The 21,173-nt window shown below is 39.2% G+C and carries 18 protein-coding genes; 3 read left to right on the forward strand and 15 right to left on the reverse strand.

Annotation, left to right across the window (positions count from 1 at the left end; translation table 11 throughout):
• Positions 1 to 89 precede the first annotated feature (89 nt).
• The 7 genes from nagA to NV377_RS07685 form a co-directional block, all read right to left on the reverse strand.
• Positions 90 to 1,265: an N-acetylglucosamine-6-phosphate deacetylase gene (nagA, locus tag NV377_RS07655; protein ID WP_258200609.1), complete on the reverse strand. Its 1,176-nt coding sequence runs from the start codon at positions 1,263 to 1,265 to the stop codon at positions 90 to 92.
• Positions 1,265 to 1,990, reverse strand: coding sequence for a glucosamine-6-phosphate deaminase (nagB, locus tag NV377_RS07660; protein WP_258200610.1), 726 nt, complete (start codon positions 1,988 to 1,990; stop codon positions 1,265 to 1,267). The genes nagA and nagB overlap by 1 nt, the downstream gene beginning before the upstream one ends.
• Before the next feature lie 2 nt (positions 1,991 to 1,992).
• Positions 1,993 to 2,853: a MurR/RpiR family transcriptional regulator gene (locus NV377_RS07665; RefSeq protein WP_258201149.1), complete on the reverse strand. Its 861-nt coding sequence runs from the start codon at positions 2,851 to 2,853 to the stop codon at positions 1,993 to 1,995.
• A gap of 13 nt (positions 2,854 to 2,866) precedes the next feature.
• The gene (locus NV377_RS07670) at positions 2,867 to 3,820 is read right to left on the reverse strand and encodes an ROK family protein (RefSeq protein ID WP_258200611.1); all 954 of its coding nucleotides are present in this window, start codon (positions 3,818 to 3,820) and stop codon (positions 2,867 to 2,869) included.
• Positions 3,821 to 4,237: 417 nt separating this feature from the next.
• A complete protein-coding gene (locus NV377_RS07675; protein ID WP_258200612.1) occupies positions 4,238 to 5,074 on the reverse strand; it encodes a carbohydrate ABC transporter permease in 837 nt (278 codons plus the stop codon).
• A gap of 13 nt (positions 5,075 to 5,087) precedes the next feature.
• Positions 5,088 to 5,972, reverse strand: coding sequence for a carbohydrate ABC transporter permease (locus NV377_RS07680; RefSeq protein ID WP_258200613.1), 885 nt, complete (start codon positions 5,970 to 5,972; stop codon positions 5,088 to 5,090).
• A gap of 90 nt (positions 5,973 to 6,062) precedes the next feature.
• Positions 6,063 to 7,427: an extracellular solute-binding protein gene (locus NV377_RS07685; RefSeq protein WP_258200614.1), complete on the reverse strand. Its 1,365-nt coding sequence runs from the start codon at positions 7,425 to 7,427 to the stop codon at positions 6,063 to 6,065.
• A gap of 226 nt (positions 7,428 to 7,653) precedes the next feature.
• Between NV377_RS07685 and NV377_RS07690 the strand changes: the two genes are divergently transcribed.
• Entirely contained in the window at positions 7,654 to 9,471 is a 1,818-nt protein-coding gene (locus NV377_RS07690) for a cache domain-containing sensor histidine kinase (RefSeq protein WP_258200615.1), read from the forward strand.
• Positions 9,464 to 11,089, forward strand: a complete 1,626-nt coding sequence (locus tag NV377_RS07695) for a response regulator (protein WP_258200616.1) — start codon at positions 9,464 to 9,466, stop codon at positions 11,087 to 11,089. The genes NV377_RS07690 and NV377_RS07695 overlap by 8 nt, the downstream gene beginning before the upstream one ends.
• A 115-nt stretch (positions 11,090 to 11,204) precedes the next feature.
• Here NV377_RS07695 and NV377_RS07700 read toward each other — a convergent pair whose 3' ends face one another.
• Entirely contained in the window at positions 11,205 to 11,921 is a 717-nt protein-coding gene (locus NV377_RS07700; protein WP_258200617.1) for a 3-ketoacyl-ACP reductase, read from the reverse strand.
• A gap of 240 nt (positions 11,922 to 12,161) precedes the next feature.
• Between NV377_RS07700 and NV377_RS07705 the strand changes: the two genes are divergently transcribed.
• Complete coding sequence (locus NV377_RS07705; RefSeq protein WP_258200618.1) at positions 12,162 to 13,358, forward strand: GNAT family N-acetyltransferase; 1,197 nt, start codon at positions 12,162 to 12,164, stop codon at positions 13,356 to 13,358.
• Positions 13,359 to 13,484: 126 nt separating this feature from the next.
• Here the strand turns inward: NV377_RS07705 and NV377_RS07710 are convergent, their stop codons facing one another.
• From NV377_RS07710 to NV377_RS07740, 7 genes are all read right to left on the reverse strand, one after another.
• A complete protein-coding gene (locus NV377_RS07710) occupies positions 13,485 to 14,402 on the reverse strand; it encodes an N-acetylglucosamine kinase (RefSeq protein ID WP_258200619.1) in 918 nt (305 codons plus the stop codon).
• Between the two features lie 30 nt (positions 14,403 to 14,432).
• Complete coding sequence (nagZ, locus tag NV377_RS07715; protein ID WP_258200620.1) at positions 14,433 to 15,995, reverse strand: beta-N-acetylhexosaminidase; 1,563 nt, start codon at positions 15,993 to 15,995, stop codon at positions 14,433 to 14,435.
• A gap of 18 nt (positions 15,996 to 16,013) precedes the next feature.
• On the reverse strand, positions 16,014 to 17,156 hold the full coding sequence (locus NV377_RS07720; protein WP_258200621.1) for an exo-beta-N-acetylmuramidase NamZ family protein: 1,143 nt from the start codon (positions 17,154 to 17,156) through the stop codon (positions 16,014 to 16,016).
• 257 nt (positions 17,157 to 17,413) lie between these two features.
• On the reverse strand, positions 17,414 to 18,118 hold the full coding sequence (locus tag NV377_RS07725) for a PIG-L deacetylase family protein (protein WP_258200622.1): 705 nt from the start codon (positions 18,116 to 18,118) through the stop codon (positions 17,414 to 17,416).
• The gene (locus tag NV377_RS07730) at positions 18,111 to 19,088 is read right to left on the reverse strand and encodes a GNAT family N-acetyltransferase (protein WP_258200623.1); all 978 of its coding nucleotides are present in this window, start codon (positions 19,086 to 19,088) and stop codon (positions 18,111 to 18,113) included. The genes NV377_RS07725 and NV377_RS07730 overlap by 8 nt, the downstream gene beginning before the upstream one ends.
• Positions 19,089 to 19,092: 4 nt before the next feature.
• Positions 19,093 to 20,313 carry an anhydro-N-acetylmuramic acid kinase gene (locus tag NV377_RS07735; RefSeq protein ID WP_258200624.1) on the reverse strand — a complete coding sequence of 407 codons (1,221 nt, stop codon included), beginning with the start codon at positions 20,311 to 20,313 and terminating at the stop codon, positions 19,093 to 19,095.
• Positions 20,313 to 21,173: a carbohydrate ABC transporter permease gene (locus tag NV377_RS07740; protein WP_258200625.1), complete on the reverse strand. Its 861-nt coding sequence runs from the start codon at positions 21,171 to 21,173 to the stop codon at positions 20,313 to 20,315. Before NV377_RS07740 ends, NV377_RS07735 begins: the two co-directional genes overlap by 1 nt.

Raw genomic sequence — 21,173 nt, forward strand, 5'->3', positions numbered from 1 at the left:
CCCAAGTTCGCTTCATATTCGACGTCGAATAAGCTGCGTTAGCATACTCATCGTTATCAAAGTCCACTTTTTGAACTACCACTGATAAGCTATAGCGTTTGCTCTCCCGCAATAAAGACAGAAGTAATTGACAGTTCTTTATCTAATAGAAGAAGATCGGCACGTTTTCCTACTTCAAGGCTACCGTATTGCTTCGATATTCCAATAACACGAGCGGGGTTAAGACTTGCGATACGACTTGCCTCGACGATCGATACACCAGCCTCTTGAATGAGATATTGGAAGCCTTTAATCATCGTAAGTGTGCTTCCTGCCAAGCTACCGCCTTCCTTCAAGCGAGCAGTTCCACCTTCAACGATGACAGGTAACACACCAAGTACATATTCACCATCAGGCATGCCCGCTGCTGACATAGCATCGGTAACGAGTACAACTAGATCTGCACCTTTAGCTTGCAGTAGAAGCTTTATTGCTGCTGGATGAACATGATGACCGTCAGCAATTACTTCAGCTGTGATGTTATCATTGAGCATTACAGCACCCACTGTGCCTGGCTCTCTATGATGAAGTGCTCGCATAGCATTGAACGTATGGACCGCATGCGTTAAGCCATGCTCAACTGCTTGCATTATTTCTTCAAATAGTGCATCTGTATGGCCACAAGCTGCAACAATACCGTGATCTTGCAATGCACGAATATATTGCGCAGCACCCTCTAGCTCAGGAGCTAACGTTTGCATTTTTACTACGCCTGGATATTTCTGAACCCACTCATTAAGCCATTCTAACTGCGGTGCTACCATGAAATTTTCATTTTGCGCACCTTTCCACTTCGGATTGACATACGGACCTTCCAGATGAACACCAATAAGCTGAGCATATGGCATTGGCTTACGTTCATACTGAGCAACGGTGTCAATCACTTCCGTTAACTCTTCACGTGATGCAGTAACTGTAGTTGCTAACATCGTCGTAGTTCCATTTTCCATATGAAAACGAGTAATCGTATCGAGCTCTTCCGCTTTGGCAATCATGAAATCATGATTGGCGCCACCATGTACGTGAATATCGATAAATCCGGGTAATACATAACCACCGCTTCCATCAATCTTTTGCGCGTCTTCTTCAAATTGTTCATAAGATTCATCGGAAGCACCATAGGCGGTAACTTGACCATTACTACTATATATCCAACCATCTTCTATTAAACGATCAGGCAAAACAATATTTGCGTTGGTTATGAGCAACTGTTTTGAATTATCCATTATAGTAGACTCCCAGCAGCGCGATCTAAAAGTACTGTAAGATGCGGATGCGTCTGAAGTAAGGATGCAGGGCAATTCGTACTAATTGGGCCAGTAAGCGCACGTTTCACAATTTCCGCTTTGTCCTCACCCTTAACAACAAGTAGTATATTTTTAGCTTTCAGAATCATACCTACACCCATAGTAATAGCCTTTTGCGGCACTTCTTCCTCAGCAGAGAAATAACGAGCATTAGCCGTTTTCGTCGCTTCAGCAAGTTCAACAATATGTGTCCCACTAAGCAATGCATGAGAAGGCTCATTGAAACCAATATGCCCATTGTGCCCAAGCCCAAGCAATTGAATATCTATTTGTCCTGTATTCTCGATCAAACGGTCATAACGAACACATTCTTCTTCAAGATCAGTAGCGGTACCACAAGGTACATAGGCTTGCTCAATATTAATATCTACTTGATTGAATAAGTGCTGTCTCATATAATAACTATAACTTTGATGATGTTCAGGAGTAATACCTACATATTCATCAAGATTAAACGTAGTTACTTTATTAAAACTCACTAGTCCTCGCTTATACGTTTGCACCAATTGTTCATATATACCAATAGGAGTACCTCCAGTTGCTAATCCAAGTATTGCTGATGGATTCATCTGTACCATTCCTGATAGGACACCAGCACCAGCTTCATTCAGCTGTTCTTCCGTATCAAATGTTAAGATATTCATTATTAATATCCTCCCTTTTTATCAATAAATCGTTTCACATTCTGATAAGAACGTTCTAATCGAGGTACATATATATCAAAGTACTCACTTACTAGACCAACAAATAGAATGTCGACTAGATGAAGTTGCGCCATACGAGAAGCCATATCACCCCGGCGCATTCCCGCTTCGGAAGATGAGATGAACAGACTAATCTCAGCAATATTAGAGAGTGTATTCGCACCATATTTCGTTACCGAAATTGTCGTTGCGCCTTGCTCAGAAGCACTAATAAGCGCTTCAATCGTTTCAGGCGTTTCACCCGAGTAAGAGAATCCGATCGCTACATCTCCTTCGCCAAGTGATGCTGCTGATGTTTGCTGCATATGTGGATCTGCAAAAACTGCTGCAGCTTTACCGATACGAATGAGCTTCTGATAAAAATCTTCAGCAACGACACCGGAGGTAGCAACACCATAAATATCGATCCGTTTCGCTTGATGTAATACATCGATCGCTTCACGAAGCTTACTATAATCAAGCAGCTTCGCAGTATCTGAAACCGAGCGAATATGATTGGCTGTAATGGCATTAACGATATGATCTAAAGACTGTCCTGCAACAATATCTTGATACGTACTTGTTGTCGGCTCCTCAGAAAGTTCCATCGCCAGCTTAACTTTAAATTCTGTAAAGTTTTCAGCGTGAAACAATCTACAAAATCTTGAAATCGTTGACGTACTACTTCCTGATAGCTTGGCTAGTTCCGTAATAGACATTTGAACGGCCTCTCTTGGCTGCGCAAGAAAAAAATTAACTAGATTTTTTTCTTGCGGGGATAAGTGGTCTCCACTTTCCCTTAATGCTTGCATTAAGCTCAAAATAACGCCTCCTTATTTAACTATTCGTATCATTCATAAAGAACAATCCTGCTGCCCCAAGTACACCTATCTCTTTGCCTAGCTGTGTACGTCTAATGACTAATTGCTTTCGCATATCTGGCAAGCAGCGTTCTTCAATGATTTTCTCCGCTTCTTGAAGTAGCATACTTTCGCCACTCATAACGCCTCCACCCATAATAATTTGAGCTGGATTAAATAGATGAACAAGTGTTATTATGGCATTTCCTAAGTGAAAACCTGCTATTCTAATAATTTCAATAGCATCATTGTTTCCATCTCTCGCAGCATCAAAAACATCTTTGCTTGTCCATGCTCCGCTTGATCTTAACGCTAACTTTGTATTTGCAATATTCGCAATTGCCGTTCCGGAACAATAGTTTTCAAGACATCCGTAGTTTCCACAGCGACATTTTGGACCCATCGAATCAACCGATATATGTCCAAATTCTCCTGCACTGTCTGATACGCCTTTCACTAATTGTCCACCACTAACAATACCTGCACCTATACCTGTACTGATCGTAATATATATTAAATCTTTAATTTCTTTGCGCGTACCCCAGACATATTCGGCTAACGCAGCTAGATTAGCGTCATTGCCTAACATAACTGGTACTTGAAAACTTTTTTCAAGGATGGCTCCAATCTCAACATCTTTCCACCCTAGATTAGCTGAATAAACAATACTCATTTTTTCCGAATCGATAACCCCTGCTGATATTACACCAATACCAATTAATCGTCCTAACTCTGGAATACGATCAATTAACACTTGAACCGCCTCATGAATTCTCCGAATAACATCATCTGAGCCATTCTCAGGCAGCGTAGGAAACTCGACCTGATGTATTATGCTTCCTGATTTATCTACAAGAGCTGTAAGAATCTTAGTTCCACCAATATCAATGCCGATTACATATTGGTTATGATGCTCTATGGATACCAACAATGGTTTCACGCTCCTTCACTAACGAAAATTATTTTCATAACTAATATACCAAGTAAGAGAAATATTTTCAAGATGATTCGAACAGTTTACAATAAGTAAAAACATAATGTTCTCATATAATATTATTGTAACCGCCTTATTTTATAAGGAAAATTAAACTTTCACTATTTCCCTTCATGACACCGTACGTTTCTACCTAATTTTAAAAATCCACTTACTAGAAAATAGTTTTCGTAATAACTGAAAATTTTTTTCGTGTTTCATGCATAACTTATATCATGAAAAAAAAGAGACATGTTAGAGTTTCCTCTAACATGTCTCTTTACATATAATGCCGGCATGTAGCCTACTACTTTTTCGGGAATACATTACTCATATGAAACTCACTCTACTATACGGATAATTTCTGTTAGGAAACTAGCCTTTCACTGCTCCAGCTGTTATACCCTTCGTTAATTGCTCTGTGAACAATAGATAGAATAGAATAGATGGAATTGCGATACAAGTCATAACTGCGAATTGTGCACCATAGTTGGAGGAATATTGGCCAGTAAACTTCATAATTGAGAACGGTAACGTCTTTAACTCCTCGGATACAAGAAAAGTATTGGCCATTATAAATTCATTCCACCATGTTATGAAGTTCAATACGCAGACAGTAGCTATTGCAGGCTTAGTCATTGGTAAAATGATACGGAATAAAATAGTAAATACTCCAGCACCATCAATAACCGCTGATTCCTCGATAACTCTAGGGATCGTTTCTAGAAAGCCTGACATAATAAACATACTGATTGGAATTGAGAACGCAATGTACGGAATAATTAATGTAAATAAGTGATCAAGCATATTTAATTTATTGAACATGATGAAGTTCGGAAGTAGCGTCGCATGAATGGGAATGATCATACCTAACATAATGAAATTCATTGTAGGTACTTTTAACTTCCAGTTCATTCTAGTAAATGCATAACTCATCATTAAAGCTAAAACTGCTGAAATAATAACGGTCGTTAACGTAACAAACATACTATTCATGAAATACGTCGGTACTCGTCCATATTGAAATGCATCAGCATAGTTTTTCCACTGAAAGGCTTCTGGCCACTTCAGAAAAGATGATCCAAAGAAGTCTCCACTTTTCAAAAATGAGAAGTTTATAAGCCAAATTAAAGGGAAAATCTGTATTAACGCAATTGCTGACATGACAACAAATAATATGATCTTACTCCCTCGTTGCATTGTTGTTTCCATCTAAATTCCCCCCTTAAAATTCGCCCACATCTTTTTTGAGAAACTTATTCATTATTACCGTCAATATTAAGCAGAAGATAACAAAGAGAACTGAAATTGCATTACCATATCCGTACAATGAGGAAGAAAATGCTGCTTTATACACGTAATTACCTAGAAACTGTGTACTTTCACCTGGACCACCATTGGTCATTAAGAAGACGGTTTCCATCTGCTTCAAACAAGTAATTACAGCAAGGATAATGGCAACTCTCATCATCGGAGCAAGTAATGGAATGATTATTTTCATATAAAGTTGAACGTGGTTGGCTCCATCTAGCTTAGCCGCCTCATATAAATCTTCAGGAATACCTTGTAATCCTGCATAATAAAGTAACAGCGCATAACCAAAACCTTGCCACATGATCGTTATAATCAATGACCAGATTGCAATATCGGGATTACCTAACCATTCTTGCTTCCAAGATGCAAGTCCAATAGATTCAAGTACTTTATTCAATAGTCCAAAATTAGGATGATAAATTGCACTCCATAACTTCGATGTTACAACAATCGAGATAACTGCTGGGATAAAGAAAAGTACTCTGAAAAGTTTTTCCCACTTCCCCATATGTGTTAGCAGAATCGCAAATAAAATAGCGATAGGATGTTGCAAAGCGACTGTTGCTATAACTAATAGTACGGCATTCCAAAGAGATCTCCAGAATACTTTATCGTGTGTTAATATATTGATAAAGTTATCAAAACCAACCATTTGATAGGCGCCAATCCCCCGCCAATCAGTCATACCGTAATAGACACTCATTGCTATAGGTATACAAACCATAAATAGGAAAAATAAAAATCCAGGTACTACCAATAGAAATATCGTTCTTTTATTGCTCAATACTTGATGCATACTTCTCTCCTCCAGTCTCCCTGATTTGAAGAGAAGCAGGAGAGCTAAGCTCTCACTGCTTCTATTTCACATTTCTCTATTTCTACTACATTATCTTGTTTTACTTGCAGCATCCTCAAGCGTTTGTGCAAATTGTTCTGGTGTCATTTTACCTACTAATAAGCTTTGATGCGCGTCCATAACCGTCTGCTTAAACTCATCAGTAGCAGAGTCATGAATTGGAGTACCACTGCTAGAAGTTGCAGTATTGAAAATGTTCACTAGTTCTTTTTGTAGTGCTGTTTCATTGCCAGTTAGGAATTGTTCAAACTTTTGAGCAGGTGTTCCTGCATCCGCTTCCCATATCATTTTCGCCCAACGATCAGGTTGGAACATATAGTTAAGGAATTTCGCTGCTTCTTCTTTATGTTTAGAATTTTCAGCAATAGAGTATCCACCGCCATACCATGAAGCTAAATTAGAAGATGGAGCTACATCACTTGCTGGATAAGGAACAGCAGCTACATTGTTACGGAAGTCTTCAGAGAAATTCTCATCTGTAGCTAAACTTGCTTCCCAGTTACCCATTAGATACATAGCTGATTGTTCTTGACCAAATAGGTTACGAGCAGCACCATAATCAGCTGTTAAGAAGCCATCTGCAAAACCTTTTGCTTGTGCAAATTGTTGCATTGCTTGTGCGCCTTTAACAAACTCTTCATCCGTAAATGCCTTTTCACCACGAAGAGCCATATCCATTGTGTCAAATGTTCCTGTTTGACGTTGAAGAACATAGTCAAACCAGATTGGTAACGTCCAACCATCCATACCATTAATCGCAATTGGATTAACATTTTTACCACGGAAAGTAGCAATAACATTATTTAACTCTTCAATTGTAGTTGGTGCAGTCAGGCCATTATCAGCAAACATCTTCTTGTTATAATAAAGAACTAGATAGTCTGCTCCACGAGGTACGCCATAGATTTTGCCGTCTTTAGCGAAACCGTCAAAAGAACCCTCTACAAAATCTAAATCTTTAAAGTCTGCCTCATCTAAGCTTACAAGTAAGTTGTTATCAAGTAATGGTTGAATAAATGACGGTTGTCCCCATACTTGCATAATGTCAGGTAGATCGTTCGTAGATGAATATACTTTTACTTTTGCCTTATATGGTTCATCTTGTAATGCTTCTACTTCAATTTTCACGTTTGGAAAATCTACCATATACTGATCAATAATATCCTGCTCAACTTTACCTAGACCATTCGCACGATCTGCAAGTGCCGTAAAGAACTTAAGCGTAATCTGTTCTGGTTCTGGATCCTTTGTTGTGCCTTCCGCAGGTGTAGGAGTAGGAGTAGCGTTCTTATCTCCGTTATTCGTACTATTTCCTCCGTTATTACTACATGCAGCTAAAAATAACATCGTACATACTAGCAGTAACATCGCCCAATTCATTCTTTTGTTTCTCATTCTTCCCCCAACCTTTCATGAAATATTATTTTAAGTATATTTCCTTCGTGTCTGTCATTAATGTTAAAGTGAAATTGCTGCGAAAAACATGTATGAAATTTTAGATGACTACTATGATTTTTCAGGTTCACTGCCTAGTATGGTTTTCAATTAATGGAAATTTGCTATACTTAACTAACAAACATCTAATCTATATAGTCACAATAACAAGGGGTGTATTCTAGCTATGTCACAATCCAAAATCAAGATCAACCGTCCCTATCCAATGCGCTGGAAACTGTTCCTATGGATTGCCCCTTTTTTCCTTGTCACGATTGCTATTACTGGCGGATTCTCCTATTACATTGCATCAAAGCTTGTACTAAACAATGTAGGTCAAGCACAATATAATCTTGCCAAAACAAGTTTAGATCAATTTGATTATATTGCCCAGGACGCGATAGACTTTTCTAATTACTTATTTCTTTCCATGCATACGCAGCAATTGCTAGCAACTGAGAATGACCCTGTTGTTAGAAAGGATCTCTTCTCTTCGCTATCTACCTTGATGGTTACTCGCCATTCTATGCAATCTGTCATTCTGTATACGTTAGATCCTAATAACCATCAGCAGCCATTTGCTATCAACCATGCTGGAATTGCAAGCGCTATCCCTTTTGAACGATTTGCTAGCTCTAGCCTTTATCAACAAACGCTTAAAGCGGATGGCAAACCTGTATGGGCACTTATGCGCGCACACGAAACCGTATTTGATGGAGATCGTCAGACCAAAATTGTATTATCCAAAGTCGTTAAAGATAGTAGTACATTGGATCCCAAAGGTATTGTTCTACTCGGCTTTAATGAATCAAAGCTAAGAGAGCAATATATGAAAACGGTCGGAAAAGACAATCAAATCTATGTCATTGATCAGAACGGATTAATATTAAGTGCATCCAACCAAGAGTGGCAACATAAAAATGCTACTGAACTACCTTTCATTGATGGATATGAAGCCTTATTACACAATGAAAAACTTACTCATATTGATAACAAGCAGTGGATTGTTAGTCATAGCTCCTCTAACTTAACCGGTTGGCATGTACTCGTTGTGCAAGAGAAGCAGCAACTCTTAACTGAGTTAAAACAGATTCAAACCATTACTATTTTAATAATGGTTGCCTGTTTTGTTGTTAGTTTGATTATTACTTGGATCGCTTCCTCACTCATAACTAACCCACTTAAGAAGTTACTCCGCTCGATGCGGAGACTACAGAATGGAGACTTTAGTCAGCGCGTCGATTTCTCAGGACAAGATGAGATAGGACGCTTAGGTGAAGGTTACAATAACATGGTTATTCGTATTAAAGATTTGATTGATGAAGTATACGCCATGCAATTAAAACAACGAAATGCTGAACTGAAAACGTTGCAAGCTCAAATTCATCCTCATTTTCTATACAATACACTAGATATGATATGCTGGACAGCTCAACAACGAGGACAGAAAGATATCTCCGAGCTTGTCTATTCGCTCTCTAATCTATTCCGGCTTAGTCTCAGTGAAGGGCGAGATTTTATTACACTTGAAGAGGAACTTGAGCTTATTCGCAGCTATTTATACTTACAGAAGCAACGATTCAAAGACCGTCTTCATTTCGAAATTCATGTACCTGATGAAGCACTTGCCTTACATGTACCGAAGTTATTGCTTCAACCATTGATAGAAAATGCTGTTATTCATGGTATAGAACCACTTCATGAGCATGGATTCATACAAGTTACGATACAATATAGCGCTCAACAACTGAGTATTGAAGTAATGGACAATGGCGTTGGCATTCAACAAGAAAGACTGCACCAGATTAATCAAGCACTTCGTCAGCACTCTAATCTACATCGTGATCAGCAGTCTTCTGCCTACTTTGCTTTAACCAATGTGAAAGAACGATTAATTATTATTTATGGTTCAGATATCTTATTTCATATTACTAGTACGGAGGGTAAAGGTACGCTTGTATCCATGACTTTTCCGATCAGTGAAGGAGGAATACAATATGGTTAAACTTATGATTGTTGAAGACGAAGAAATTATCCGTGAAGGTATACTCCAAATGATTGATTGGCAAGCGCATCGTATTGATATTTGTGCTTCTGCAGCTAACGGACTTGAAGCTCTTGAACTTTTCCCGCTTCATCAGCCAGATCTATTATTAACCGATATTCGTATGCCACAACTCGATGGATTAGAGTTAATCGAACAAGCACGCTCCAAGGGCTACAATTTTATACCAGTCATACTTTCTGGCTACAACGATTTTAACTATGCTAGAAAAGGAATATTACTCGGAGTAGTTGATTATGTACTTAAGCCATGTCGACCTGAAGAACTGTTAAGTGCTGTACTTGCTGCCAAGCTGCAATGGGAAGAACAACAATCACAGGATCAGACCTTGCAACAACTTCAGCTAACTTGGTCAAAAAACCGTACATTAGCTAAGCAGCAAAAGTTAACGCAATGGATTGATCAAAGGCAAGTTGGCTATGAAAATAGAATACTTACAGTGAAAGAGCTCGAAATAAAACTTCAACCTACTCATCTCCACGTAGGTACAATTCAAATGGATCATCAGTTAATGGATGCTAAGTATTCAGCGCAGGACAAAGATACACTTCAATATGCAATTATGAATATACTAGCCGAAACATTAGAGGAACTGTATCTAGGAAAGTTGGAGTATTTTGCTTATAAGGGTCATATGGTCTGGTGCGCCAATCTTCATCCCGCAATGAATAATGACATATTGATCGAGCAACTACGTAAGCTTCAAGAAAATATCCAACAATATCTTCAATTATCGATTAGCATCGGAGTCGGCGATGAGGTCGAACATATCGATAACATTCATATTTCCTTTCAGCAAGCGATGAAAATGTTAGAATCACGCTTCTTCAATGGCGTTGGATCTATTTTCATTTATAACAAAGTGTCTAACACGGTAATGAATGAGCAAGATTCTATCTTAGTTAATGCTGAAATTAATATGCTCGAAGATGAGCTGCTAGCTACAATTGGCAATGGACAGTATGCCACTACACTTGATCTTACCGAGCAATGGCTAGATAAGCTTAGAGTCATATCCAATCATGATCGCAATGAAGTTCAACTTAAAATTAGTAGCTTTATGTTAGAGTTGCAAAAGCTTATGTCCAAGCAAGCGACATGTTCCTTCGAGTGGAAAAACCAGATCATTAATTGGGTCGAACATCTACCTTATGCGGAGACGTTAGACGAGCTCAGTGTACTACTGAAGAAAATGATTCAACAGTTAATTGAAGCTCTATCCGAACGTCAAGTGCTGCATCGAACCGTCCAGTCAGCCATTGATCTCATTCATGAGCGATATCAAGGTAATCTATCTTTAGATCAAGTGGCTAAAGAAGTATTCGTATCCAATACGTACTTAAGTACATTGTTCAAGCAAGAACTAGGAACTAACTTTCTAGATTATCTTCATCAATTTCGTATTGAAAAGTCAAAGCAACTTCTGCATAATCAATTGAAAGTTTTCGCCGTAGCTAGGATGGTAGGCTATCAAGATGAACGACATTTCAGTCATACGTTTAAGAAATGGACAGGAGTTACACCTACACAATTCCAGAAGCAACATATCACCCATTAACCGTCATCGTAATCAATCTGCATATCAAAAATAGGCTTCCCAAAAGTTTAATGAACTCACGGGAAGCCTATTTTTAAAAATCCGATTAGAAAACTATGTTACCTAAAACATATCTTTAAGGATTTGTCGACCAAAGGCCAGCATGCTTCAATAGAACACGTGGATGAAGTTTAAGCTGAGCAACCATTAAGTCTGCCAAATCTTCTGCTTGCATTACTTTTTCTGGATTACCGTCTGTTAAGTTCAGTTCAACAGCCATATCCGTTGCAACTGTACTTGGGGTTAATGTTGTAACACGAATATTTTTCTTACGAACTTCAAGCATTAGTGACTCACTTAGTCCGATTACTGCTGCTTTCGAAGCAGTATAAGCACTAGTAATTGGTGCTCCTCTTTGACCAGCTGTTGATGAAATATTAATAATATCGCCTGTGTTACGCTCCATCATCTCAGGCAACACTGCACGTGTTGTGTAGTAGACGCCTTTTACATTCACGTCGATAATATTTGTCCATTCTTCTGGTGTTAAATCCATGAATCCGCCGAATTTTGAAATACCTGCATTGTTTACTAAAATATCGATAGCACCAAGCTCACCTCTAATGGACTGAACCGCTGTCGTAATTGAGTCCAAATCAGCTACATTTGCCGCAGCTATTGCTACTTTCACATCGTATTGCTTAAGTTCCTCTGCTACTTGTTGTAGATTTGCAAGGGTACGTCCAACAAGACCGACGTGAACACCTTCTTGCGCAAAAGCTATTGCCGTTGCACGTCCAATGCCACGTCCTGCTCCTGTAATTAACGCCACTTTTCCTGCGATCGATTGCATATTGTTCGCTCCTTTAGTTGATATAGTTTTATTTTACACAATATAAAGTGATATAAACCAAAAGAATTCAACAATTAAGTTACGTTGTATATTAAGAAAATAATTTTCAAAATTCATATAATAATTATGGTAAAAATTTTAAGAGTATTGTTACAATATTGCCTGCATTATATTATAATTACTCTTAAGATCGCATATTTTAGCGAGCTTACCGACATTTATTATGAGAGGAAATGACAGATGACGACATTCAAACAAGAAATAATCGTTTCTCAAAGCCCTACAAGAGAGCAACTTGAACGTATTTACGATATACTAGGTGATGTTTTTTCGGTAGGTCGTGCTTTTTTTCAAGAAAGAATGGATTTTGATTCGTCATACGATGCTAAGACAACGTGGTTTGCGACAGTCGATGACACAATTGCCTCTAGTGTACAAGTTTTCCCACTTCATATTCGCGTCGGCAAGTCCAGCCTGAAAATTGGTGCAATGGGTAGTGTTGGAACAAATCCAAACTTTCGCGGTATGGGGCTAGCCCATCAAATACTTAATGCTCAAACAGATTGGATGAAAAACGAAGATTATGATCTTAGTTTACTACTTGCTATTATTCATCCTTTCTACGAAAAAGTTGGTTGGAAGGTAATCCCTGAAAAAGCGTATTCTATCTCACGTCCAACTACAGTACCTAGCAATGCTAGTTTAGATATTATTCCATTTGACCCTGCTTACTTAGATGATTTACGTGCCATCTATGAGCAGTTTAATAATGAGCGCACTTATACCGTCATCCGAGATGAATCATATTGGCAGGACCTAATAAAATGGCCTTTGTGGAAAAATAATGATTGCTTACTTGTCCGTAAAGAAAATCGTATTGTTGCCTACGGAATTATAGAAAAGAGCGATAAAGACAGTATCTTTATTCATGAATTTGCTTATCTTAAGGAATCCGAGGATAATGCTGTAGATTTATTCCTTGCATTATGCCAGCGACGTCCTCATGCAAAGCAAATTTTCTCTATGCTTGCGGAAGATCACCGCATTACCGCTTACTTCAAGGAGCAAGGTGCAACGGAGCAAATGATCGATATAGCAATGTGGAAAAAAATCAATTTCACTTCTACCTTCAGCAAGCTACAGCCGGAATTAGAAGCTAGACTTCAGCGCAATGAGCATACTGCTGCGCAAGAGCTCCATCTAGACCTATATAGTGGAGACGAGCATATATACCTAGATTATAAGCTGCATCAGCTTACGATTTCTCAAGAAAATGTTCCGAACACTACGTATATACCACTTGTCGTTGATGAGCTCCAATTAATTAAGTATATTATTTGGGGATATGATGAAGCTACCAACGGAGCTGAGTCTCGTATTTTACAAGCATTATTCCCTAAGCAGAATGCGACTTTCTACTTCTCTGATCGCTTCTAATCATTAAGCTCTCATAATAAAAAGTCAAATTCAGTGCCTAAGTTGGCACTTGAATTTGACTTTTTATGTTATCCACTTACTAGAGTAATAAGCTAGTGAAAGCGATCTGACAATGAATTATTTAATTTACTTGTTTGTCGATTTGGCCATTGCCATCAGTACCGCACCGTATGCAGCATCCTTGATAGGCAATATTAAATTTGCAGACGGATATCTTTCAACAAGTTTTCTCCGTAATGCTTCGCGTACAAAGGAAGATTTGTGCAGTACACTACCTGCGATCGCAATCGGCGTATCAGATAATGCTAATTGAGTTATAACTGGGATGATCAGCTCAAATAAAGAATCGGCACATCGATCTGCCAGGGCAAGGGCATGTTGATCCCCCTGTTCACATGCGAGCGTCAAGAGCGGTGCTAGATTTGCAATTTCCTTTTTCGTCGTTTGCTTATCATAAACAAAGCCAACAATTTCTTGTACCGTACGTAGCCCAAGTTGCTCATATACTAACGATGGAATGATTGTTCCCGATATTCGTCCATCCTCAGCCTGCACTAATGTAGACAGTAGATCGCGACCAATGCTATAACCGCTGCCTTCATCATCAATGAGATAGCCAAAGCCGCCTGTCCGATGCTGCTCTCCTTGCTCGTTAACTCCAAAACAAATAGAACCTGTACCTGCAATAAGAATAATCCCCTGCATTGCATTTTGTGCACCATACAATGCGGTTTCTTGATCACCTGTTATCGTTAACTGTCCCGAAAACCCATTATCGCGAACATTTTGCTCAAGGAAGCTTTTCACAAGTGGGTTACTAATACCAGCAGCTCCAATACAAATATGTGCAATATTTTCAAGCGAGCCACAGAAATTTATCATTTGCTCAAACATTTCTACAAATGATGCCGTAATATGGTCTCGATCACCACCGTTTATATTTATCGGTCCAACGGTAAATGATAATGCAATTTCTCCAGCATCATGTGCGATCGTAACCGCTGTTTTCGTTCCACCACCATCAATCCCAACTATATATGTCATAGTTCCATTTCTCCTTGTTATCTTGTTGCTCTACAGTTGAATCGTTATTTGTGCAGTGGACTGTTGCTCACCATTCAATAATGGGATAAGCGAATGGAAAGTATTAGCAGAATATTCGAATGCTGCAATTCCAGTAAATTGACCCTCAATCAATGACAAATCATAAGGTCTACCTAAAGTAATTGCGGTTAAGTTACATCCTGAAGCAATAATTCGCTTTACAAGCTCCAGCTGTCCTTTATTTTCTCGACCGTTAAATAGTCCGATAACAACATGTTTATAGTGTTGAATCTTACTCATGACTGCTTCGATTTGCACTTCATTAGGATCAATATCAATTATTTCATATGCAGCTTCAAAATGCTCGCCAAAATATTGAGCGAAGTTAGCATCTTTATTGACACTACTTGATGCCATATCACTGCGATAAGAATAAGAACCTACAAACAATAGTTGCTCATCTCTAGCATGTACCTGCTCGATTTCACCTTTAACAACACATATCGTTTCCGTACGCATCAGTTCATTGGCACGACGGTGTACATCACAGCCTACAATATTATAATTCGGTGCTTCAATCGAGCAATATTGAGATTTATAAGCTAATATCTTGTTTACTGCTGCATCAATAACTGCTTCTTTTAGATCACCAGCTACTACAGCTTCTTCAATGAGATGAACAGCTTCTTCCACTAGTTCAACTGAATGACTAATGAAAATTAGATCAATGCCTGCTTTAATCGCTCCTAATGCTCCTTGTGCCGTACCATAGTAGCGCTTAATGGCATCCATCTCTAAGCAATCCGATACTACTAACCCTTTAAACCCAAGTTTTTCTTTTAATATCTCTGTAATAATCGCATATGACATCGTAGCAGGCAAACCAGACTTTTCAATTTGCGGGAACAAAATATGAGAACTCATAATAGCATGAGCCCCTTGCTCAATAGCTGACACAAATGGAATTAGCTCTAACTGTTCTAACTCTTCAAGCGATTTATCAATTGTAGGTAGCCCAATATGGGAATCTACATTCGTATCGCCATGTCCTGGAAAATGCTTCAATGATGACATCACTCCACCGTCGATTAAGCCTTTCATCATCGCAATTCCATATTCCCGTACGGTTTCTACAGAATCACCGTAGGACCTAACATTAATGACAGGATTGAGTGGATTATTATTAATATCCATGACAGGCGCAAGGTTAAAGTTGATTCCAAGCGCTTTAAGCTCTCGAGCTGTTATACGACCTGCAGCATAAGCATTTTCTGTTCTCCCAGATGAGGCAATCGCCATCGCCCCAGCTACATTGGTCGCATCTTTCGGCATCCGTGTGACTCTGCCGCCCTCTTGATCAATGGTAATAAAGCCAGGAACACCAGTATGTTTCGTAAATGATTGTTGTAATTGCGCTGTAAGCTCACCTAGCTGAAATTTATTTTCAATATTATGTGAGAATAGAATGACATTCCCGACTTTATAGTGTTCAATTACTTCCTGCATCTCTTGTGACATCTCTATCGATGGAAAGCCCGTAACAATCATTTGTCCGATCTTTTCACGTAATGTCATCTGCTCGATTGTTTTCATCAGTTCTCACTCCATCCTCTATTTGTATAAATGGTATTGCTGTTTCATTTGCGCGAACTGGTTGCTTTCTGCTGCAAATCGTTCAAGTAGCTCTTTTGCTTGGACATGCTCTGTGCGATATATGTTATCTCCACCTAGTAAATCAATAAATGGACGAGATCCTTCTTTTACAGGTGGTAAAAATGAAAATTGTTCGTATAAGTCTCTAATTGTAAACATCATCGTAACGCCAACATCAAGCGGCTTAATTGCGCCTATGTCTGTAATATATATTTGCACACCGCCGCATAGTTCGCCTGAATGTTTAGATGCACTTGGCTTAAAATGTACGGGGCGGAACCGAACCCCTGCGAGACTTTTTGCATTCAACTCATCTGCTAATTGCTGAGCTTGAATAAAAGGAGCACCGATCATTTCAAAAGGGAATGTCGTGCCGCGCCCTTCCGAGCAATTGGTACCTTCAAACAAACATGTTCCTACATATAATAGTGCGGTTTCGTAGCGAGGCATACCTAAGGAAGGATGAACCCATGTCAAACCCGTTTGCGGGAAAGACATCCTGCGCTCCCAACCCTCTAGACGAATAATATGCAACGAAGCACTCCAATTCATCTGATCATTAGCCATTGTCGCTACTTCTCCTGCCGTCAAACCATACCTGGCAGCTAGCTCATAATTGCCGACGAACGATTTAAATACAGGCTTCAAAATATTCCCCTCAACCGTCGTGCCGTTCAGCGGATTAACGCGATCGAGTACTACAAATGGTACATTTGCCTTAGCACAATCCTCTAGAGCGTACAGCATCGTATAAATGAACGTATAATAGCGTACACCAACATCCTGAATATCATAGACAACAATGTCTACTTCCTCTAGCATTTCAGCCCTTAAGCGCTTGGAATCTTTACGATATAAGCTATAAACAGGAACACTAGTAAAGGGATCAATATACGTATCTACTAAAGCACCTGCATCAAGATCTCCTCGTACTCCATGCTCTGGAGAAAACATTGCGGTTAGATGAAAGTTTTCATGCAAAATAGTAATCGTCGATCGGAAGTCTCTTGTAAGACCTGTTGGTGCAGTAATTAATCCTACGCGCTTACCTTCAAACAAGTGACGATAGTTCAAAATAGAATCTATTCCATTTAACACCATAATTTACTACCTCCTACAACTCTTCATCTACTTCCAAATAAGCTCCTCGTTATGAAAAGTACGACGGAAGCATCATCTTAACTTTTCATAGCTTCTCGATAATCATCACTGCAGATGAAAAGTACTATGAGAACGAATATTCACGCCCAGAGTTAACGTCTACTCCCATGAACATGAAGAAAGGGTATAGAATGAGGGAATATCTCTTATATGACTACAAGAAACACTCCCTCTAATTTACATAATTGTGCGAGAAACTACCAAAGACTAGTCTGTCTAACTTTCATCGTTTCTGGAGCTACCATAAATGCTTCAGCATATGTTTTTCTCGCTTCACAGCCACGCACAACTGCCAAAGCTTTATAGTAATCCATATACTTAAACGATTTGCTGTTCGTTACGAACCAGTGTTTGCTGAGCGCATCAATCCATAGATTATATGCCGCTTGATCAAAATCTACATAGACGTAAGGAACGTACTCTACAGCATCCTCCCAGTTTTCTGAGTAATACAATCTTGCAGCAAAATGTGCAGCATACTCTCTCTCAAAAGTTGGCAGGCTTGCGAAAAATCGAGCATCGTTGACGATATGATGTGTTAGCGCATGATCCTTGTGCATACTATTTTTCCAATGCGTAATAATAATGTCCGGTTTCACGCGACGAATAACATCACAAACCTCCATACGAATTTGCTGGGTATCAGGAAGCTCTCCATCGCAATAATCAAAGACTACTGCTTCTCCGCCAAGCATTGTTGCAAATTGCTCTGCTTCCTTAACCTTTTGACCGCGATACTCCTTCATATCCTGCCCTGCTGGAACACCTCGTTCTCCTGCAGTTAAAGCTAGCGTTACGATATGATCTCCTTTTAAGCTATGACTGGCAAGCACTCCGCCTGAGGCAAGCTCAACATCACCTACATGTGCCCCAATTGCTAGAATCGTTAGTTTCTCACTCATGCTCAAGCTCCTTTCGCAGTATAGAAAATTCCTTTTCCACAGTAAATCCCGCTTTTTGATAAATTCGTATGGCTGGATTTTCTCTCCCAGTAAACAATGTAATATAGTCACAGTTTGCCCTCTTAAAAGCATCAACCATACGGAAAAACAGCACGCTACCTAGACCATATCCCTCATGTTCTGGATGAACGCCAATGCCACTAAAAAATGCTCGACCATTATCTTGACGGATAATTGGACCTGCAAATCCAACACATGCTGTTCCTTGAACAGCTACTACGATCGGGACATTCCGCTTCATATAATATGTAACGTCTTTTTCCCATTGAGTGTTTTGCAGCACACTTAATAATGATTGTAAGCCAGTATGAACAGAGGGATTAAATATCGTTATCTGATATTCTAATCCCATTATATTTTTTTCTTTTTCAATAATATTCTCGGGAATAGTGAAGTCACTAAGTGGTAAATACATCCCACATTGCGTTGCTCGATCAAGATACCCTCGTGTGAGTAGCGCTCCATATAGCGGTTGATCTTTGCTTATACCTGGTGCATTATTATGCTCGTGATTTGGGTTGCTAGGAATATTCCATTTGAGCTTTACAGGGTTGAAAAATAATACCTCGCTTTGCTTCTTCCCAAGCGCAATAAATCTTTCTTCTAAACATTCCAGTAAAGCATCAGAATGCTTCGCTTCAGCGACCTTATTAGCAATAATAACAGTTGTTATATACCCTGCAATATGACCAAGCGGCAGATCATCACCACTACAACCAGCTGCAAAGCTAACAATGTCATCTCCGATACAACCTACCCACATACAGTCAGCATCGTAGTAGCGATGCTCAATGAAAGCTTCACGAAACGAAAGTTCTGTGAATGGCTGATAGTCATATTTCGTTGCTTCTGTATTCCAAAGCTCTACTACCGCAGAGCTATCTTCTTCAATAAAAGGTCTTATTCGCACGTCGCTAGCCTCCCATGGATTGCCCGGAATATGGCAAAGAAATTTTCCCCATTACAACAGGCTCTGATGCTCCTGTTACTTGTGGAATATTATTCGCTAACCCTTCCATCGTGAAGTAAGCAAGTAACGCAAAGGCAATCGCTTCCTTAGCATCGCTGTTTCCGCCAATATCTTCTTGCGTCAATACTTGTACGTCATGCTGCGCAAACAATTGCTCCAAATTACGTAGTAACGTTCCATTATAACTACCGCCACCGCCAATAAGCAGTTGCCCAGCACGATGCTTAGGTGCAATATATCGCTCATAGCTATCAGAGATACTCCATGCAGTTAAGTAAGTGACCGTGGCAATGACATCGACCGCACTCCAGCATTTCTCGTTCATCATTGCTATAATTTGTGACACGTATTGCTTACCGAAACGTTCCCTACCTGTTGATTTTGGTAGTGCCATTGTATAGTATTCATCCTGCTTAAGCCAACTTAGTAACTCATCAATAATAGTCCCTTGAGCGGCAAGCTCACCACCTACATCCATCGTCATTGGTGGGAATAACTCTGATACAAGCCCATCAATAATCATATTGCCTGGACCTGTATCAAAGGCAAACACATCACTCGGTAGAGCATTTGCTGGAAGAACTGTTATATTTCCGATACCACCAATATTTTGCAAAAGCTGTGTTTGCTTTTCATTCGTATACAATAAATACTCTGTAAAAGGAACTAATGGTGCTCCTTGTCCGCCCATTGCCATATCTGCAACACGAAAATCAGATACGGTAGCGATTGATGTACGATTTGCAATTACCGCACCCTCACCAATTTGCACAGTGCAGTGCAAATTGTAGCCATTCACCCAATTAGCCTCTGGGGCATGATAGATCGTTTGACCGTGCGAGCCTATAGCAGTAATTTGCGATGGCTGAAGCCCACTTTTCTCGATAACAGATAATGCGGCCTCAGCATATAATTCACCTAGCCACATATTCATCGCACCAACACGATCAATCGTAGCATTCGCTGGATTAAACAATTCGAAGATTTCATTTCTAGCTGTTTCAGGAAACGATGTATTTTCAAAAGCTAATAAGCGAACTGCTATCGCTCGCTCTCCCTCAAGAACTGGAGAGATTTCGATTACCGCTGCATCAATACCATCTACCGATGTACCAGACATCAAGCCAACTACGTATTTCGCCTCTACTTTTGTTATATTATCCATTAACCTTTCACCGCTCCAACTGTTACCCCTTCAAGGAAGTATTTTTGTAGGCTGAAGAACAGAATAAACATTGGAACTGCTGAAATTGTTGCACCCGCCATCATTGGTGCAAAGTATGTTGTGTTAGCAAATCGGAAGTTTTTCAAACCGACTTGAATCGTCTGCATATCCATTGTATTCGTTACGAGGAATGGCCAGAAGAAGTCATTCCAAGCTGCCATAAATGTAAGAATTGCTAAAACAGCCATAACTGTTTTAGATAGTGGAAGAATGATGTGATAGAAAATTTTCGGTTGAGAACATCCTTCAATTTTAGCAGCCTCTATAACTTCCTTAGGAATAGACGACATAAACTGCTTAACTAAGAAAATATTGTACACCGTTACGATACTTGGCATAATTAATGCTTCATACGTATTTTGTAATTCAAAAATATTAACGATCAAAATATAAAGTGGTACTTGTGTTACTTGTCCAGGAATCATCATAGATCCTAGCAAAATTGCAAACAGTACGTTTTTACCTTTAAAGTTCATTTTCGCAAATGCATAACCAGCCAATGTAGCAAATAAAACGTTTGATATCGTTATACAAGCTGCTACAATTAATGAGTTTAATAACCAATTGTATGAATTCGCATTGAAATTAAAGAAGAATTTATACGATTCAAACGATATTTTACTCGGGAAAATTGAGTAACTCATTGCTCCAGCTTCTACTGGATCGCCGAAGGACGAGATAATCATAAAATAAATAGGGAAAATGGTTGCTAGTGCAAACAGGCCTAGGAACGTAATAATAAGAGCATTACGATAAAACAACGCCCATCCACTTCTAAAGTTGTTATTGAATAAAGCCAT

It is taken from the genome of Paenibacillus endoradicis (assembly GCF_024721975.1).

Excerpts from the sequence above, each read along its gene's own strand:
- NV377_RS07720 (WP_258200621.1), bottom strand. The coding sequence starts at position 17,156 with ATGGTGTTAAATGGAATAGATTCTATTTTGAACTATCGTCACTTGTTT.
- NV377_RS07700 (WP_258200617.1), bottom strand. The coding sequence starts at position 11,921 with ATGCAATCGATCGCAGGAAAAGTGGCGTTAATTACAGGAGCAGGACGT.
- NV377_RS07725 (WP_258200622.1), bottom strand. The coding sequence starts at position 18,118 with ATGAGTGAGAAACTAACGATTCTAGCAATTGGGGCACATGTAGGTGAT.
- nagZ (WP_258200620.1), bottom strand. The coding sequence starts at position 15,995 with ATGAAAACAATCGAGCAGATGACATTACGTGAAAAGATCGGACAAATG.
- NV377_RS07710 (WP_258200619.1), bottom strand. The coding sequence starts at position 14,402 with ATGACATATATAGTTGGGATTGATGGTGGTGGAACGAAAACAGCGGTT.
- NV377_RS07685 (WP_258200614.1), bottom strand. The coding sequence starts at position 7,427 with ATGAGAAACAAAAGAATGAATTGGGCGATGTTACTGCTAGTATGTACG.
- NV377_RS07705 (WP_258200618.1), top strand. The coding sequence starts at position 12,162 with ATGACGACATTCAAACAAGAAATAATCGTTTCTCAAAGCCCTACAAGA.
- NV377_RS07675 (WP_258200612.1), bottom strand. The coding sequence starts at position 5,074 with ATGGAAACAACAATGCAACGAGGGAGTAAGATCATATTATTTGTTGTC.
- NV377_RS07735 (WP_258200624.1), bottom strand. The coding sequence starts at position 20,313 with ATGGATAATATAACAAAAGTAGAGGCGAAATACGTAGTTGGCTTGATG.
- NV377_RS07740 (WP_258200625.1), bottom strand. The coding sequence starts at position 21,173 with ATGGCTTTATTCAATAACAACTTTAGAAGTGGATGGGCGTTGTTTTAT.
- NV377_RS07680 (WP_258200613.1), bottom strand. The coding sequence starts at position 5,972 with ATGCATCAAGTATTGAGCAATAAAAGAACGATATTTCTATTGGTAGTA.
- NV377_RS07695 (WP_258200616.1), top strand. The coding sequence starts at position 9,464 with ATGGTTAAACTTATGATTGTTGAAGACGAAGAAATTATCCGTGAAGGT.
- NV377_RS07690 (WP_258200615.1), top strand. The coding sequence starts at position 7,654 with ATGTCACAATCCAAAATCAAGATCAACCGTCCCTATCCAATGCGCTGG.
- nagA (WP_258200609.1), bottom strand. The coding sequence starts at position 1,265 with ATGGATAATTCAAAACAGTTGCTCATAACCAACGCAAATATTGTTTTG.
- nagB (WP_258200610.1), bottom strand. The coding sequence starts at position 1,990 with ATGAATATCTTAACATTTGATACGGAAGAACAGCTGAATGAAGCTGGT.